This is a genomic window from Marinobacter sp. C1S70 (genome assembly GCF_000475355.1).
GTDB lineage: Bacteria > Pseudomonadota > Gammaproteobacteria > Pseudomonadales > Oleiphilaceae > Marinobacter > Marinobacter nauticus.
On sequence record NZ_AXBW01000001.1, the window covers coordinates 68,185 to 81,889 of the forward strand.

Consider the following 13,705-nt stretch of genomic DNA (forward strand, 5'->3'; position numbering starts at 1 on the left):
TTGTAACCGTTTTCATTTACTCAGACCACGCGCGTTCGCTGAAGCATTGCTCATGATCACGATGTGCTGGCGCTATCATGGCGGGGCGACTGCCTTCTGTGAGCCGGTGTGGGTGTGTATAATCCGGCCAAACCAATTGTCAGGGTAGTTTCATGGACCGCTTGTTTGAATTTGTTGTTAATCACTACATTCTGGTGTCGCTGTTTGTGGCGTTCCTGCTGGCCATCATCGTGCTGGAATCGCGCCGGGGTGGTGCCAAGATCTCGGCCCAGGGCGCGGTTACGCTGATCAACAAGGATGAAGCGGTGGTGTTGGACATCCGCGATCGCAAAGACTTCAACGAAGGCCGCATTACCGGCTCGGTGAATATTCCGCTTAATAGTCTTAAAAGCCGCGTTAATGAACTGAGCAAGCACAAAGACAAGCAGATCATCGTTGTCGACAAGATGGGCCAGCATGCCGCCATGGCGGTCAAGCAGCTCAATGCCGAGGGCTTCAGCAATGTGGTGCGCCTGAATGGTGGCATTACCGACTGGAAGGCCAGCAACCTGCCACTTGTGAAAAAGTAACAGGGCTTGATCTGAGTGGCGATCTGACGCACTGTTTCACATTACCATTCGGAACCTGGCAGTAGACTGTTCCGGCAGACGACATAACAACGGGCCTGGCCCCATAATACGAGAACGAAAGGACTGATCATGGCTGAGAATCAGCAAGCCGCAGGCAACGAGAACCAGAACCAACCACAGTTTGCCCTTCAGCGCATCTATGTGAAGGACCTGTCTTTTGAATCGCCCAACTCTCCGCTGGTTTTTCAGGAGCAGTGGAAGCCCCAGGTAAACCTGGATCTGAACACCTCCCATAACAAGATCAGCGACAACCAGTATGAAGTGGTTCTGTCCCTGACCGTAACGGCCAAGGTCGGTGAGAAGGTGGCGTACATCGTCGAAATCCAGCAGGGCGGCGTATTCATGATCTCCGGCATTGAAGGTCCGCAGCTTGGCCAGATGCTCGGCGCCTACTGCCCGACGATTCTGTTCCCCTATGCCCGCGAAGCGATTGACGGCATTGTGAACAAGGGCAGCTTCCCGGCCCTGATGCTGGCTCCGGTTAACTTCGACGCTATCTATGCCCAGGCGCTCAAGCGCAAGCAGGAAGAGGCGGCGGGTGAAGCCAAGGAAGAGCAGACTCACTAAGCGCTGCTGCTCAACGAAAAAAACCGGCTTCGGCCGGTTTTTTTGTGGGTGATTACCCGGGATAGGTCAGATCGAGCCCTCAAACCCAAGTTGCCGCCAGGCCTCATAAACCACCAGGGCGGCGGTATTGGAAAGGTTTAGGCTGCGACTTTCCGGACGCATGGGTACCCGAAGACGGTGTTCGGCGGGCAGCCCGTTGCGCACGTCTTCCGGCAGGCCCCGGGTTTCCGGCCCGAACATCAGGTAGTCACCGTCCCGGAACACTACCTCGTGGTAATGGCGACTTCCTTTGGTGGTGAGACCGAACAGCCGCGAAGGCTGCTCGGTGGCCAGAAAGCTGTCGTAATCCGGATGGATCTTTACCGTAGCGTATTCGCTGTAATCCAGCCCGGCACGCCGCATCTGCTTGTCCTCAAGGGAGAATCCCAGGGGTTCAATCAGGTGCAGCTGGCAGCCAGTGTTGGCGCAGAGCCGGATGATATTGCCGGTGTTCGGCGGTATCTCCGGCTCGTACAGGACCACGTGCAGCATCAGCGCTCAACGGCCAGGGCCACACCCATACCACCGCCAATACACAGTGTGGCTAGACCTTTCTTGGCATCGCGGCGGGTCATTTCGTGCAGCAGGCTGACCAGAATACGGCAACCGGAAGCGCCAATCGGGTGCCCCAGGGCAATGGCACCGCCGTTCACGTTTACCTTGGCGGTGTCCCAGCCCAGGTCCCGATTAACGGAAATTGCCTGGGCGGCGAAGGCCTCATTGGCTTCGATCAGGTCCAGGTCATCAACAGTCCAGCCCGCCCGCTCCAGGCAGCGCTGGCTGGCCGGAATCGGGCCGGTGCCCATGATGGTAGGGTCCACGCCGGCATTGGCGTGGGCTTTGATGGTTGCCAGCGGGGTCAGGCCCAGCTCTTTCGCCTTGTCTGCGCTGCACACCATCACCACGGCAGCGCCGTCGTTCAGGGAGGAAGCGTTGCCGGCGGTTACCGAGCCGTCTTTCTTGAAGGCCGGGCGCAGTTTGCCCAGGCTGTCGCCGGTGACGCCGTCGCGGGGGCACTCATCCTTGTCCACCACCAGTGGGTCGCCTTTGCGCTGGGGAATGGTGACAGGAACAATCTGGCCGTCAAAGTAGCCGGCCTTTTGCGCAGCGACGGCTTTTTGCTGGGATGCGGCGGCAAAGGCATCCTGCTCGTCCCGGGTGATGCCGTATTTCTCGACGATGTTCTCAGCCGTTATACCCATGTGGTAATCGTTGAAGGCATCCCACAGGCCGTCGGTGATCATGGTGTCGATCATGCTCCAGTTGCCCATCCGCTGACCGTTACGGCTGTTGGGCAGTACGTGGGGCGCCTGGCTCATGCTTTCCTGGCCACCGGCCAGAATCATCTCGGCATCGCCGCACTGGATGGCCTGGACCGCCATGTGCACGGCTTTCAGGCCGGAGCCACAGACCTTGTTGATGGTGATGGCGGGCACGGAAGCTGGCAGGCCAGCATTGATGGCAGACTGTCGGGCCGGGTTCTGGCCGCAGCCGGCGGTGAGTACCTGGCCGAGGATAACCTCATTGATCTGGTCGCCGGCGACACCGGTTTCTTCCATCACGGCCTTGATCACGGCCGTACCCAGCTGGTCTGCACGCAGGCTGGACAGACCACCACCGAAGCTGCCGATGGCGGTACGTTTGGCGGCAACAATAACAACATCACGCATGAGAACTCTCCGTTAATCTGGGCACCTGGTTGGGTGGCGCCCGTTTATAAGAATGGCAGGCATTGTAGCGGCAAAGCGCTTGCCGGCCAAAACAACGAAGGTCGGGGTTGTTCTGGTGCGGGTGATCACATATTCAGGCTGCGGCCGCCATCCACCGACAGTATCTGGCCGGTGATAAACGGCGCGTCGCATACCAGGTAGGCAATGGCACCGGCAATGTCGGCGGGGTTGCCGGTGCGGGCCAGGGGCGTTTTATCGAGAATGGCCTGCTGGTGGGCTGCGTCCACGGCTGATTCGCCTTCCGGCCAGAGGATGGCGCCTGGCGACACGCCATTTACCCGAACATCCGGCGCCAGATCTTTGGCCCAGGAGCGGGTTAGTGCTGCCAGCCCCGCCTTACTGGCGCAGTAAAGGGGGTGCTCCTTCAGTGGTTTCTCACTGTAGATGTCGATCATGTTGACCACACTGCCGGAGGCCGCTTTTAGCGCAGGTAAACATTGCTGAAGCAGGAAGAAGGGGGCTTTCAGGTTGGCGCCCAGTATCGTGTCCCAGTCCTGTTCGGAGGCATCTTCGGTGGGGTTGGGGTAAAACACGGAAGCGTTATTGACCAGCGCATTCAACTGCCCCCACTGCGCGCAGGCCTGTTCCGCCAGTTGCCGGAGCTGGTTCATGTCGGTGAGATCGGCGTGGTAACACACGGCGGATTCCGGGCGCTGCTGGTTCAGCTTGTCGGCCAGTGCGCGGGCCTGTTGTTGACGGCCACGGTAATGAATCACAACATTCCAGCCGCGAGCGTGCAGGGTTTCTGCTGTGTGGGCGCCCAGGCGATGGGCTGCACCGGTGATCAGGGCGACGGGGTGGGGCATGGGATATTTTTCCTTATTCCGGTAAATGCAGTGCCTCAGTAATACGGGCTACGCGCTCTTTCCGGATTGCTTCGCCCAGAGCTTTGCCCTGAATGCCTTTTTGCAGGAACGGGTGAGGGGTTACGCTCTGGGCTCGATGTGCGGCCAGTTCCAGTTGCTGAACTAAATGGGCGGGTTCGCTCTGAAGGGTGCAGGCGAGGGTACCCAGCAAAACGCCGAAACGATCGGGCCGGCGCCAGAAATCGGCTGTGTCCAGAAGCTCCATTGCTAGTTCCGGTGTCAGCCGGGTTTCAGGCGAGGCTCCGTTCAACTGAGCCATGAACAGGCAGACCAGGTGGGTCAGTTCCCGACAGTCGTTGGGGCTTTTCATGGCTTTAGCCCTGGCAACGGCGTCTGGCTCGGGCACGCCACTGAGCAGGGCCGCGTAATGCTGGGCGGTAGACCCCTGTTTGCGGTGGATGCACTGCAGGGCGCTGAGACCCTGGCGGAAAGGCTGTTCATCGGTCAATTCAGGGATCAGCACCGTCAGGGCGCCGAGCTCCCGGAGCACATCAAAGAACACGCCCGGAGCCTGTTCATGCAGTGCCCTTTGAACTTCCTGCCACACCCGCTCCGGTACCAGGTCCCTGAGTTCGCCACTGGCGACCATCCCCCGCATCAGTGCCATGGTCTCGCGGCAAATGCTGAACCCCAGTGGCTGGAGGCGCGCGGCGAAGCGGGCGGTGCGAAGGATGCGCAGGGGATCTTCGGCGAAGGCTTCAGACACATGCCGAAGCTTTTTCTGTTCCAGGTCGGCATGGCCGTTGAACGGGTCTACCAGGTCGCCGTTCTCGGTTTCTGCCATGGCGTTGATGGTCAGGTCACGGCGGCGAAGGTCGTCTTCCAGGGAGACATCCGGTGCACTGTAAACGCTGAATCCGTGGTACCCGCGCCCCTGCTTGCGCTCGGTCCGGGCCAGGGCGTATTCCTCGCCGGTGTCCGGGTGCAGGAAAACCGGGAAATCCGCGCCTACCTGTTTGAAGCCTCGCTGGAGCATGTCTTCGGGGGTGGCACCAACCACTACCCAGTCCCTGTCTTTAACGCCCAGGCCGAGCAGTTTGTCGCGGACAGCGCCGCCCACCAGATAGGTTTGCATAATGCGGTTTGTTCCTGATTGCCATGAATGGGTAACGGGGATTATCCGGCCACGACCGGCCAGAGGCAAACTGTGGTGAACTGGCGTCTTCCGTGATATCCAGCACGCTGGATAATGACTTGTTCTGTCTATATCGATAGAGGCAATATTTTGCCGTCGAAACTGTTCGAGTGTGGTGCCAAATGGTAGAAAGTGAATAAATATCAATTAGGTGGAGAACGTGGCGTGATTTTTTCATGATTCTGGCTAAAGTCTTTTGTGGAGACATGATAATGACGTTGCGCTGGATCCTAGTTCCTGTTCTGGCTATTGCTGTTGCCGCCTGTGCGCCGTTGAGCAGTTACTGGAGCGACCAGTCCGGATCTGAAGTCTTTCAGCCTATAACCGTTCGGGTTAGTGGTTTTGGTGCCTATCAACATACTCAGAACGATAGGGTTGACCCCAGGAAGCGCTTACTGGCTCGACGGGCTTCACAGCTGGACGCCTACCGGAACCTGGCCGAGCGGGTCTACGGTACCGTGATCTACGGCAGTTCCACGGTGAATGACTTCGTGTTGCAGAACGACAGTTTCCGCACCTATGTGGACAGCTACATTCGCGGCGCCCGGATGGTGGCGGTGAATGAGCATAGCGATGGCGTGGTGGAAACCGTGATGGAGCTGCGCCTGGAGCCGAGGTTCCGGGAGTGTGTGGCGAAGGTGGCGGACGATCAGGTGCAGGATGTCTGTGCCATTCCCATGCCCAGGCGGAATGACCGTGTAGGGGATGTTGAGGCCCGTCGCACAGATTCCCTGTACTACCTCGATTAGGCCTGTTGATGAACGCCGTGATTGAACCGGTATCGTTCCGGTGGGTTAAATTGCCATGATGAGATCAATGCTTCTGTTCTGGATGCTGAGCCTGTGCACCGGGTTTGCCCATGGCGTGGTCCTCGAAGGCGTGGGGCACGCCAATATCCGGGAGAATAATCTGGACCAGGCCCGCACCGAGGCGCGTCAGGCGGCGATGCGCGACCTGGCGCTGCAATATCAGGCCAGGGTCAGCACCCGGGATACCATGGAGAACGGTGAGCTTGTGGGCTCTCATACCGAGCTGTCGGCCATGGCCCAGGTTCGCAATGCCACGATTGTGGATGAGTACCGAAGTGGCAATCTGCTGAGGGTGATTGTCCGGGCAGAGATGTCGGATGCCGAAGGCCACGCTGGCAGCTGCAAGGCCGGGCAGGCATCCGGTTTGCGTAAACGGGTGGCGGTAACCGCGTTCCCGATCACCCGTCCGGAGCAGGGCGGCGGTGCGGCCTTGGATGACGCCGGCGAACAGTTGCCGCGGGAACTGGTGGCTCGCTTGCAACAACAGGGGCAATTGCAGGTGCTGGGGGCGACATCGTTACAGCTGTTCAGCAACCTCCCGGATGCGCCCACGTCTCAGAAAAATCTGGCCAGCAATCATCTGACAAATGTGGTTCAGCTGGCCCGGGAACTGGGTGCTCAGTTTGTGGTGGCCGGTGTGATTCGGGATATCGGCCTGGCCGACCCCGGTGCCTGGGGCAGTTCGATTCTGGATCGCATGCAGCGCGGTATCGGAATGGCTGACACCACCCGCCGGTTTGAGGCCGAAGTGATGGTTTTTGACGGCTTCAGCGGTTCCCCGGTCTTCCGGCAGCGGTTTGAAACCTCGGCACGGTGGCAGCCGGATGGCAGTGGTACCGGCGGTTTTGCCTCGGCGGGCTTTGAAAGTTCCGAGTGGGGGCAGGCGGTTGACGGTGTGATTGCCGAGATGACCGCCGCCGTTAACAATGCTCTGGCCTGTCAGCCATTCATGGCCCGCATAACCCGTGTGGATGGCAACCGGGTGACTCTTGCCTCCGGCGCAACGGCGGGGCTCCGCCCGGGGGATGAGCTCAATCTGTACCGCAGTCAGCGTTACTTTGATTCATTGGACGGTACACCCGAACTGTCAGATACCGGGGTGACGCTGACACTGGACAACGTGCATCCGGATTTCAGTAACGGGCGAATCCCTACGGAAGGTGGCCTGATCAACGTTCAACGCGATGACCTGGCCATTATCTGGTAAGTCTCAGGCGGCCTCGGCCGCCGCAATATCCCGTATCTTGCCGACCATAGCTCGCAGGCCGTTGCCCCGGGTGGGGGAAATATGGCGGAACAGATCCAGCTGCTCGAACAACTCATCGATATCGGTGGCCAGCAGCTCTCGCGGCGTCTTGCCGTTCAGGGCCACCAGAATGATAGCGGCCAGGCCGCGCACAATCATGGCATCGGAATCGATCAGCAGGAACAGTTTACCGCTTTCCTCATCGTAACGATGAATCAGCCATACCTGGCTCTGACAGCCGTGTACGTAGTTTTCTTCAACCCGCTCATCATCCGGAAAACCGGGCAGCTGTTTGCCCAGATCGATGATGTAGGCGTAGCGTTCTTCCCAGTCGTCCAGAAACTCAAACGCATCCAGAACGTCTTCAAGGGTGGTGTCTTTGCCCAGGGGATTGTTCAGAAATTGTTCCTTGCTGGCGGTCATAGCATTCCCAGTTCAAGTTTGGCTTCGTCGGTGAGCATATCGTTGTTCCAGGGCGGATCAAAGGTCAGCTCAACGGTAACCTTGTCCACATTAGGTACATGCTCCACCTTGCGCTTCACATCGTCGGTGATTACCGGCCCCATGCCGCAGCCAGCCGCGGTCAGGGTCATTTTGATGTAAACGTGATTGCCGTCTTCTGTGCCGTTCTCAATCCGGCATTCGTAAATCAGGCCCAGGTTGACTACGTCCACCGGGATTTCCGGGTCGTAGCAGTTACGCAGCGCTTCCCATACCTGGTTTTCGTTGATGGTGCCGTCTTCCGGGGTCTCGAAGCTGCTTTCCAGCGGCTGCTTGCCCAGGGCATCGGCGTCGTGGCCTTCAATGCGGGCAAGATTGCCGTTGACCGCCACGGTGAAGCTACCGCCGAGGGATTGGGTAATGGTCACAAAGGTGTCTGACGGAATCATGATTTCCGTTCCGGCAGGTACCAGGCGGGCTTCCACTTCGCGTTTGGTCAGGACGACTTCGCGTTCTTGCATGTTTGATCAGTCCTATCTCTGTGCTTTACGCCACCGTGAAGCTTTCACCACAGCCGCATTCAGCGGTGGCGTTGGGATTGCGGAAGCGGAACAGGGAGTTCACACCCTCGGTGACAAAGTCGATTTCGATGCCGTTCACCAGTGGCAAGTGTTCCTGCTTTACGAACACATCCACGCCGTCGATGGTAAAAATACGATCATCGGATTCCGGTGTTTCTACCCACTGGGTTTCATACTTGAAGCCGGAGCAGCCACTCTTTTTGATGGCCAGGCGAATGCCCTTGGCTTCCGGTTTCTTGTCCAGTTGTTTGCGAACGTGTTTGACCGCCGTAGGGGTCATGGTCACGTTCACATCGCTTGGGGTGAAGACTTCGGCTGTCATGTTTCCACCTCCTCAGGCAAACAGGCGCTGGATCTTTTGCAGGCCGGTAAACAGTTTCTCGACCTCTTCCAGCGTATTGTAGAACGCAAACGATGCCCGGGCTGTACCGGGTACTCCGTAGAAATCCATCAATGGCATGGCGCAATGGTGGCCGGTGCGGATGGCGATGCCCTGCTGGTCCAGCAGGGTGCCGATGTCGCTTGGGTGCAGGCCGGCAATCTTGAACGACATCACCGGTACCTTCTTGGCGGCGGTACCGATGATCTCCATGCCTGGCACGGTTTCGACCAATTCATTGGCCCGGCGCAGCAAGGCATCCTCTGCTGCTTCCATGGCCTTTCGGTTCAGCGAGTTCAGATAATCGATGGCGGCGCCCAGGCCCACTGCTTCGGCAATAGCCGGGGTTCCGGCCTCGAATTTGTAGGGCAACACATTCCAGGTGGTTCGCTCGAACGATACCCGCTCAATCATTTCGCCACCGCCCTGATAAGGCGGCATTTCTTCCAGCAGTTCGGCTCGGCCATAAAGTACGCCAATGCCCGTGGGTCCGAACAGCTTGTGGGAAGAGAATGCATAGAAATCACAGCCCAGAGCCTGAACGTCCGGCTGGAAGTGGGGTACCGCCTGGGCGCCATCCACCAGGGTCAGTACCCCCTGTTTTTTCGCCTGTTCGATCAGGGGCGCTATTGGGTTGACGGTGCCCAGCGCGTTGGACACGTGGGTGATCGCCAGCACCCGGGTGCGCTCGTTCAGCAGGCTGTTGAACGAATCCAGGTCCAGCTCGCCTTGCGGTGTCACCTGGATGGGCACAACCCTGGCGCCGGTGCGCTCGGCCACCATCTGCCAGGGCACAATGTTGGCGTGGTGTTCCATGTGGCTGACCAGAATCTCATCGCCGGCTTTCAGGCGCGGGGCCAGGCCATTGGCCACCAGGTTGATGGCTTCCGTGGTGCCTCGGGTCCAGATGATTTCTCGGGTGCTGGACGCGTTCAGAAACTGGCGCACGGTTTCCCGGGCGCCTTCAAACGCAGCCGTCGCACGATCACCCAGGGTATGGGCGCCACGGTGCACATTGGAGTGCATCTCGCGGTAATAGCGATCCATGGCATCCAGCACGGACTGTGGCTTTTGCGCCGACGCGCCGTTGTCCAGATACACCAGCGGCTTCCCGTTGATCTCCTGATTGAGAATCGGGAAGTCACGGCGAATGGCTTGCACATCAAACACCATTGACTGGGTGTTGTTTGCCATGGACAGATCAGTCATGCCCCTCAGGCCTCCTGAAAGGTTTGCTCAAAGAAATCACTTAACCGCGCCTGGGCGGTTTCACGCACGGCTTCCACTGGAATCTGTTGCACCAGTTCGTTAATGAACGCCATGGTGAGCAGAACATTGGCCTGCCGGCGGCCGATCCCGCGCGATACCAGGTAGAACACGGAAGTCTCGTCCAGCTGACCGATGGTGGCGCCGTGCGCACACTTCACATCGTCGGCGTAGATTTCCAGTTCCGGTTTGGTGTCAATCTCTGCTCCGTTGGACAGCAGCAGGTTCTTGTTGTTCATATCCGCATTGGATTTCTGGGCGTCCTGGTGGATATGAATCCGGCCGTTGAACACGGCATGGGACTGGTCGGCTGCAATATTGCGATAGGTCTCTTCGCTGTTGCAGTGGGCCGCGACATGGTCAATAGACGTGTGGTTGTCGTAGTGCTGTTTGCCCTGGGTAACCACCACGCCATTGAGCTTGGTTTCCGCACCTTCGCCTTCAAGCCGCACCTGCAGATCGTGCCGGCGCAGGGGGCCGCCAAAACCAACGCAATGGCTCTCGAAGCGCGAGCTGCGTTGTTGCAGTACCCCGGTAGCGCCAATGTGCTGAACATTCTCGCCTTCCATGTTCAGGCGGATGCTGGTGACGTTGGCGCCATCGGCCAGATTGAATTCGGTTACTGTGCTGACCAAGGCGGATGCTTCACCACTGGAGGTGTACTCCTCTACCAGGGTCAGCTGGCTGTTGGCGCCGGCTTCCACGTAGATACGTGGATAGGCGGAGCCGCTGGCGTCAGCGCTGGTCTCATGGATGATGAATAGCGGCTGATCCAGCACCGCGCCGGGTTTCAGGCGAATGAACAGGCCATCTTCGAAGCGCGCCCCGTTCAGGCGGGCAAACTGAGCCTGATCGTGATTCAGGGTGCTGCCGAGCTTTGCAGACAGGGCTTCAGCTTCGTCGTTAGCCAGATCGTTGAAGCTCAGGATCTCGATACCGTCGAGATCCGGATACTCGCTGGCTTCAGGAATCATCACGCCGTTGATGAAAACCACTTTGTAGCCTGGCACAGCGAGACTGTTGCCGGTCTTGCCTTCGGCCGGCAGGGAAATGGCCATATCGTCGGCCAGCTTCAGGTACTTGCTGGAGTACTTCCAGTTCTCGGTCTTGCGAGTAGGCAGCGGCATATCCACCAGCGCGCTGGCCCGCTCCTTGCGCAGCGCCAGCAACGGCTCCGGCAGGGATTCCCCGGCCGGGTGCAGGAAGGCGCTGGAAAGCATGGGTACAGATTTCATTCCACGGCCTCCTGATCAGTTGCTGGTGTCGTCGTCTTTAATGCCCAGCCAGCCGTAACCTTTCTCTTCCAGTTCCAGGGCCAGTTCACGACCGCCCGACTTGATGATCTTGCCACCAGCCAGTACGTGCACATAATCCGGAACAATGTGGTTCAGCAGGCGCTGGTAGTGAGTGACCATCAGAATGGCGCGGTCTTCCGAGCGCAGAGCATTCACGCCATCGGAAACCACTTTCAGGGCGTCGATGTCCAGGCCGGAATCGGTTTCATCCAGAATGGCCAGTTTCGGCTGCAGCAGCAGGGCCTGCATGATCTCGTTACGTTTCTTCTCGCCACCGGAGAAGCCTTCGTTCACGCCGCGTTTCAGGAAGGCCGGGTCCAGGTCTACCTGTTTGGAAACTTCCTTGGCCAGCTTCATGAACTCAGCAGCGTTCATCTCATCCTGGCCCTTGTGCTTGCGCATGGCGTTGACGGCGGTGCGCAGGAACTGCAGGTTGCTCACGCCCGGGATTTCCACCGGGTACTGGAAGGCCAGGAAGATGCCTTCGCGGGCGCGTTCTTCGGTTTCCAGATCCAGGAGGTTGTCTCCGTTCAGGGTGACTTCGCCCTCGGTGACTTCAAATGCGTCGTTGCCTGCCAGAACCTGTGACAGGGTACTCTTACCGGAACCGTTCGGGCCCATGATGGCGTGAACTTCCCCGGCCTTGATCTCCAGGTTAATGCCCTTGAGGATTTCTTTGCCCTCAACGGAGGCGTGCAGGTTTTTGATACTCAGCATTTGTAGATGTCTCTCTATATCCTGAATTTCGATCTATAAATTCGTACCCTTCGATGCCCCAATAACGTTCGGGACAGTGAGCGGGGGAGCTTTCCGGGATCGTCAAAATCAGGGATGATTTTGTCGAGCGTACAGGGATGTATTCACAGCGTATCCCGGAAAGCTCCACCGCTCGCTGGCCTCCTCCGAGGCCAGCGGGGCATAGCGTTTAACCAACGGACCCTTCAAGGCTCACTTCCAGAAGCTTGCCAGCCTCAACCGCAAACTCCATCGGCAGCTCCTTGAACACCTCTTTACAGAAGCCGTTCACAATCATGGACACCGCCTGTTCCGGGTCGATACCGCGCTGGCGGCACAGGAACATCTGCTCGTCGCTGACCTTGGAAGTGGTCGCCTCGTGTTCCACGATGGCCGACTTGTTCTTGCTCTCGATGTACGGGAAAGTGTGCGCGCCGCAGCGGTCGCCGATCAGCAGCGAATCACACTGGGTAAAGTTACGCGCGCCCTCTGCGCCCGGGCCGAATTTCACCAGGCCGCGGTAGGCGTTGGAGCTCTTGCCGGCGGAAATACCCTTGGAGATGATGGTGCTGCGGGTATTCTTGCCCAGGTGGATCATCTTGGTGCCGGTATCGGCCTGCTGGTAATTATGCGTCAGCGCGACAGAGTAGAACTCGCCAACGCTATTCTCACCGCGCAGTACACAACTCGGGTACTTCCAGGTGACGGCGGAGCCGGTTTCCACCTGGGTCCAGGAAATCTTGGAGTTCTTGCCGATGCAGGCGCCACGCTTGGTCACGAAGTTATAGATACCACCCTTGCCGTTTTCATCGCCCGGGTACCAGTTCTGTACGGTGGAGTATTTGATCTGGGCATCGTCCAGAGCCACAAGCTCAACCACGGCCGCGTGCAGCTGGTTCTCGTCGCGCATGGGTGCGGTACAGCCTTCCAGGTAGCTTACGTAGCTGCCTTCGTCGGCGATAATCAGGGTGCGTTCGAACTGGCCGGTGTTGGCGGCGTTGATGCGGAAGTAGGTGGACAGCTCCATAGGGCAACGCACACCCTTGGGCACGTACACAAAGGTGCCGTCAGAAAACACCGCCGAATTCAGGCCCGCAAAGAAGTTGTCGCCGTGGGGAACCACGGTGCCCAGGTATTTCTGGACCAGTTCGGGGTAATCACGGACGGCTTCGGAAATCGAGCAGAAGATTACGCCGGCTTTGGCCAGAGGCTCTTTGAAGGTGGTGGCTACGGAAACCGAGTCGAATACTGCGTCCACGGCAACGCCGGCAAGCTTTTCGCGCTCGTGCAGGGGAATGCCCAGCTTTTCGTAGGTTTTCAGCAGCTCCGGATCCACTTCATCCAGGCTTTGTGGCATATCCTCTTTGCGCTTGGGCGCGGAATAATAGGAAATCGAGTTGTAGTCGACTTTCGGGTAGCCGACATGAGCCCAGTTCGGCTCTTCCATTTCCAGCCAGCGACGATAGGCTTTGAGGCGCCATTCCAGCATCCATTCCGGCTCTTTCTTTATGGCGGAAAGGCGGGCAATGACGTCTTCGTTCAGGCCGGGTTCGAACGTGTCGGCTTCGATTTCGGTCACGAAACCGTGTTCGTATTCCCGTTTGATCAGCTCTTTCACCTCGTTGTCGGTGGTCGCCATGATCGTCGCTCCGTAATTCTCTCATCCAGGGCTTGCGCCCTTTGTGTCATCGGCAGCCCTTGGGCTGGCGGATGGGTGTATTCGGTTTGCTGATGTCGCAGTGGTCGCTCTCTCCGTGAGTACGCCCTGCAATCGGTTTTTGGATGACGGGAGGGGCTGTTAGCCGGTTTCCCGTTGCTTCTGGCGAGCGATTATACAATACCAGAGTAAAATAGTCAGGTATTAAATCGGTTGTGTAGGGATTATACCTTAATCGGCCTTTGGGGCACTAAGGGGGCGACTATGACTTTGGTTTGCCTTGAGGCTGGAGAATGGCGCTCCTAGCCTGGGAGCTATGGTGTAGGGCGT

The 13,705-nt window shown here is 58.4% G+C and carries 15 protein-coding genes; 4 read left to right on the forward strand and 11 right to left on the reverse strand.

All coding sequences use genetic code 11. The annotated features are described in order from the left end of the window. Positions 1–152 precede the first annotated feature (152 nt). Together Q669_RS00325 and secB are read left to right on the forward strand one after the other, a co-directional pair. A complete protein-coding gene (locus Q669_RS00325) occupies positions 153–569 on the forward strand; it encodes a rhodanese-like domain-containing protein (RefSeq protein ID WP_014422524.1) in 417 nt (138 codons plus the stop codon). A 129-nt stretch (positions 570–698) separates the two neighbouring features. Next, positions 699–1,196: a protein-export chaperone SecB gene (gene secB / locus Q669_RS00330; protein ID WP_011786606.1), complete on the forward strand. Its 498-nt coding sequence runs from the start codon at positions 699–701 to the stop codon at positions 1,194–1,196. 66 nt (positions 1,197–1,262) lie between these two features. On the opposite strand, the gene trmL is transcribed toward secB, so the two are convergent. The 4 genes from trmL to Q669_RS00350 form a co-directional block, all read right to left on the reverse strand. Further along, positions 1,263–1,727, reverse strand: a complete 465-nt coding sequence (gene trmL, locus Q669_RS00335; protein WP_022990802.1) for a tRNA (uridine(34)/cytosine(34)/5-carboxymethylaminomethyluridine(34)-2'-O)-methyltransferase TrmL — start codon at positions 1,725–1,727, stop codon at positions 1,263–1,265. Next, on the reverse strand, positions 1,727–2,905 hold the full coding sequence (locus tag Q669_RS00340; RefSeq protein WP_014422522.1) for an acetyl-CoA C-acetyltransferase: 1,179 nt from the start codon (positions 2,903–2,905) through the stop codon (positions 1,727–1,729). Before Q669_RS00340 ends, trmL begins: the two co-directional genes overlap by 1 nt. Positions 2,906–3,030: 125 nt before the next feature. Further along, positions 3,031–3,771, reverse strand: coding sequence for a pteridine reductase (locus Q669_RS00345; protein WP_022990803.1), 741 nt, complete (start codon positions 3,769–3,771; stop codon positions 3,031–3,033). Between the two features lie 13 nt (positions 3,772–3,784). Next, positions 3,785–4,906: a CCA tRNA nucleotidyltransferase gene (locus tag Q669_RS00350; protein WP_022990804.1), complete on the reverse strand. Its 1,122-nt coding sequence runs from the start codon at positions 4,904–4,906 to the stop codon at positions 3,785–3,787. Positions 4,907–5,178: 272 nt separating this feature from the next. On the opposite strand from Q669_RS00350, the gene Q669_RS00355 reads away from it, so the two are divergent. Together Q669_RS00355 and Q669_RS00360 are read left to right on the forward strand one after the other, a co-directional pair. Continuing rightward, positions 5,179–5,715 (forward strand): LPP20 family lipoprotein, encoded by a 537-nt coding sequence (locus tag Q669_RS00355; protein ID WP_022990805.1) that lies wholly within the window; start codon positions 5,179–5,181, stop codon positions 5,713–5,715. Positions 5,716–5,770: 55 nt separating this feature from the next. Further along, entirely contained in the window at positions 5,771–6,982 is a 1,212-nt protein-coding gene (locus tag Q669_RS00360; RefSeq protein WP_036148040.1) for a flagellar assembly protein T N-terminal domain-containing protein, read from the forward strand. Positions 6,983–6,985: 3 nt separating this feature from the next. Here Q669_RS00360 and Q669_RS00365 read toward each other — a convergent pair whose 3' ends face one another. The 7 genes from Q669_RS00365 to sufB form a co-directional block, all read right to left on the reverse strand. Further along, positions 6,986–7,444: a SufE family protein gene (locus tag Q669_RS00365; RefSeq protein WP_022990807.1), complete on the reverse strand. Its 459-nt coding sequence runs from the start codon at positions 7,442–7,444 to the stop codon at positions 6,986–6,988. Further along, a complete protein-coding gene (gene sufT / locus Q669_RS00370) occupies positions 7,441–7,983 on the reverse strand; it encodes a putative Fe-S cluster assembly protein SufT (protein WP_022990808.1) in 543 nt (180 codons plus the stop codon). Before sufT ends, Q669_RS00365 begins: the two co-directional genes overlap by 4 nt. Before the next feature lie 25 nt (positions 7,984–8,008). Beyond that, the gene (locus Q669_RS00375) at positions 8,009–8,365 is read right to left on the reverse strand and encodes a HesB/IscA family protein (protein WP_011786597.1); all 357 of its coding nucleotides are present in this window, start codon (positions 8,363–8,365) and stop codon (positions 8,009–8,011) included. Positions 8,366–8,377: 12 nt separating this feature from the next. After that, positions 8,378–9,631: an aminotransferase class V-fold PLP-dependent enzyme gene (locus Q669_RS00380; RefSeq protein WP_011786596.1), complete on the reverse strand. Its 1,254-nt coding sequence runs from the start codon at positions 9,629–9,631 to the stop codon at positions 8,378–8,380. Between the two features lie 5 nt (positions 9,632–9,636). Continuing rightward, positions 9,637–10,923 (reverse strand): Fe-S cluster assembly protein SufD, encoded by a 1,287-nt coding sequence (gene sufD / locus Q669_RS00385; protein ID WP_011786595.1) that lies wholly within the window; start codon positions 10,921–10,923, stop codon positions 9,637–9,639. Between the two features lie 15 nt (positions 10,924–10,938). After that, positions 10,939–11,700: a Fe-S cluster assembly ATPase SufC gene (gene sufC / locus Q669_RS00390; protein ID WP_011786594.1), complete on the reverse strand. Its 762-nt coding sequence runs from the start codon at positions 11,698–11,700 to the stop codon at positions 10,939–10,941. A 208-nt stretch (positions 11,701–11,908) separates the two neighbouring features. Next, complete coding sequence (gene sufB, locus Q669_RS00395) at positions 11,909–13,357, reverse strand: Fe-S cluster assembly protein SufB (RefSeq protein ID WP_011786593.1); 1,449 nt, start codon at positions 13,355–13,357, stop codon at positions 11,909–11,911. Positions 13,358–13,705: the final 348 nt, after the last annotated feature.

Coding starts and splice junctions, on each gene's coding strand:
- sufT (WP_022990808.1), bottom strand. CDS start 7,983: ATGCAAGAACGCGAAGTCGTCCTGACCAAACGCGAAGTGGAAGCCCGC.
- Q669_RS00350 (WP_022990804.1), bottom strand. CDS start 4,906: ATGCAAACCTATCTGGTGGGCGGCGCTGTCCGCGACAAACTGCTCGGC.
- Q669_RS00375 (WP_011786597.1), bottom strand. CDS start 8,365: ATGACAGCCGAAGTCTTCACCCCAAGCGATGTGAACGTGACCATGACC.
- Q669_RS00380 (WP_011786596.1), bottom strand. CDS start 9,631: ATGACTGATCTGTCCATGGCAAACAACACCCAGTCAATGGTGTTTGAT.
- Q669_RS00365 (WP_022990807.1), bottom strand. CDS start 7,444: ATGACCGCCAGCAAGGAACAATTTCTGAACAATCCCCTGGGCAAAGAC.
- Q669_RS00325 (WP_014422524.1), top strand. CDS start 153: ATGGACCGCTTGTTTGAATTTGTTGTTAATCACTACATTCTGGTGTCG.
- secB (WP_011786606.1), top strand. CDS start 699: ATGGCTGAGAATCAGCAAGCCGCAGGCAACGAGAACCAGAACCAACCA.
- sufB (WP_011786593.1), bottom strand. CDS start 13,357: ATGGCGACCACCGACAACGAGGTGAAAGAGCTGATCAAACGGGAATAC.
- Q669_RS00340 (WP_014422522.1), bottom strand. CDS start 2,905: ATGCGTGATGTTGTTATTGTTGCCGCCAAACGTACCGCCATCGGCAGC.
- Q669_RS00360 (WP_036148040.1), top strand. CDS start 5,771: ATGATGAGATCAATGCTTCTGTTCTGGATGCTGAGCCTGTGCACCGGG.
- trmL (WP_022990802.1), bottom strand. CDS start 1,727: ATGCTGCACGTGGTCCTGTACGAGCCGGAGATACCGCCGAACACCGGC.
- Q669_RS00345 (WP_022990803.1), bottom strand. CDS start 3,771: ATGCCCCACCCCGTCGCCCTGATCACCGGTGCAGCCCATCGCCTGGGC.
- sufD (WP_011786595.1), bottom strand. CDS start 10,923: ATGAAATCTGTACCCATGCTTTCCAGCGCCTTCCTGCACCCGGCCGGG.
- Q669_RS00355 (WP_022990805.1), top strand. CDS start 5,179: ATGACGTTGCGCTGGATCCTAGTTCCTGTTCTGGCTATTGCTGTTGCC.
- sufC (WP_011786594.1), bottom strand. CDS start 11,700: ATGCTGAGTATCAAAAACCTGCACGCCTCCGTTGAGGGCAAAGAAATC.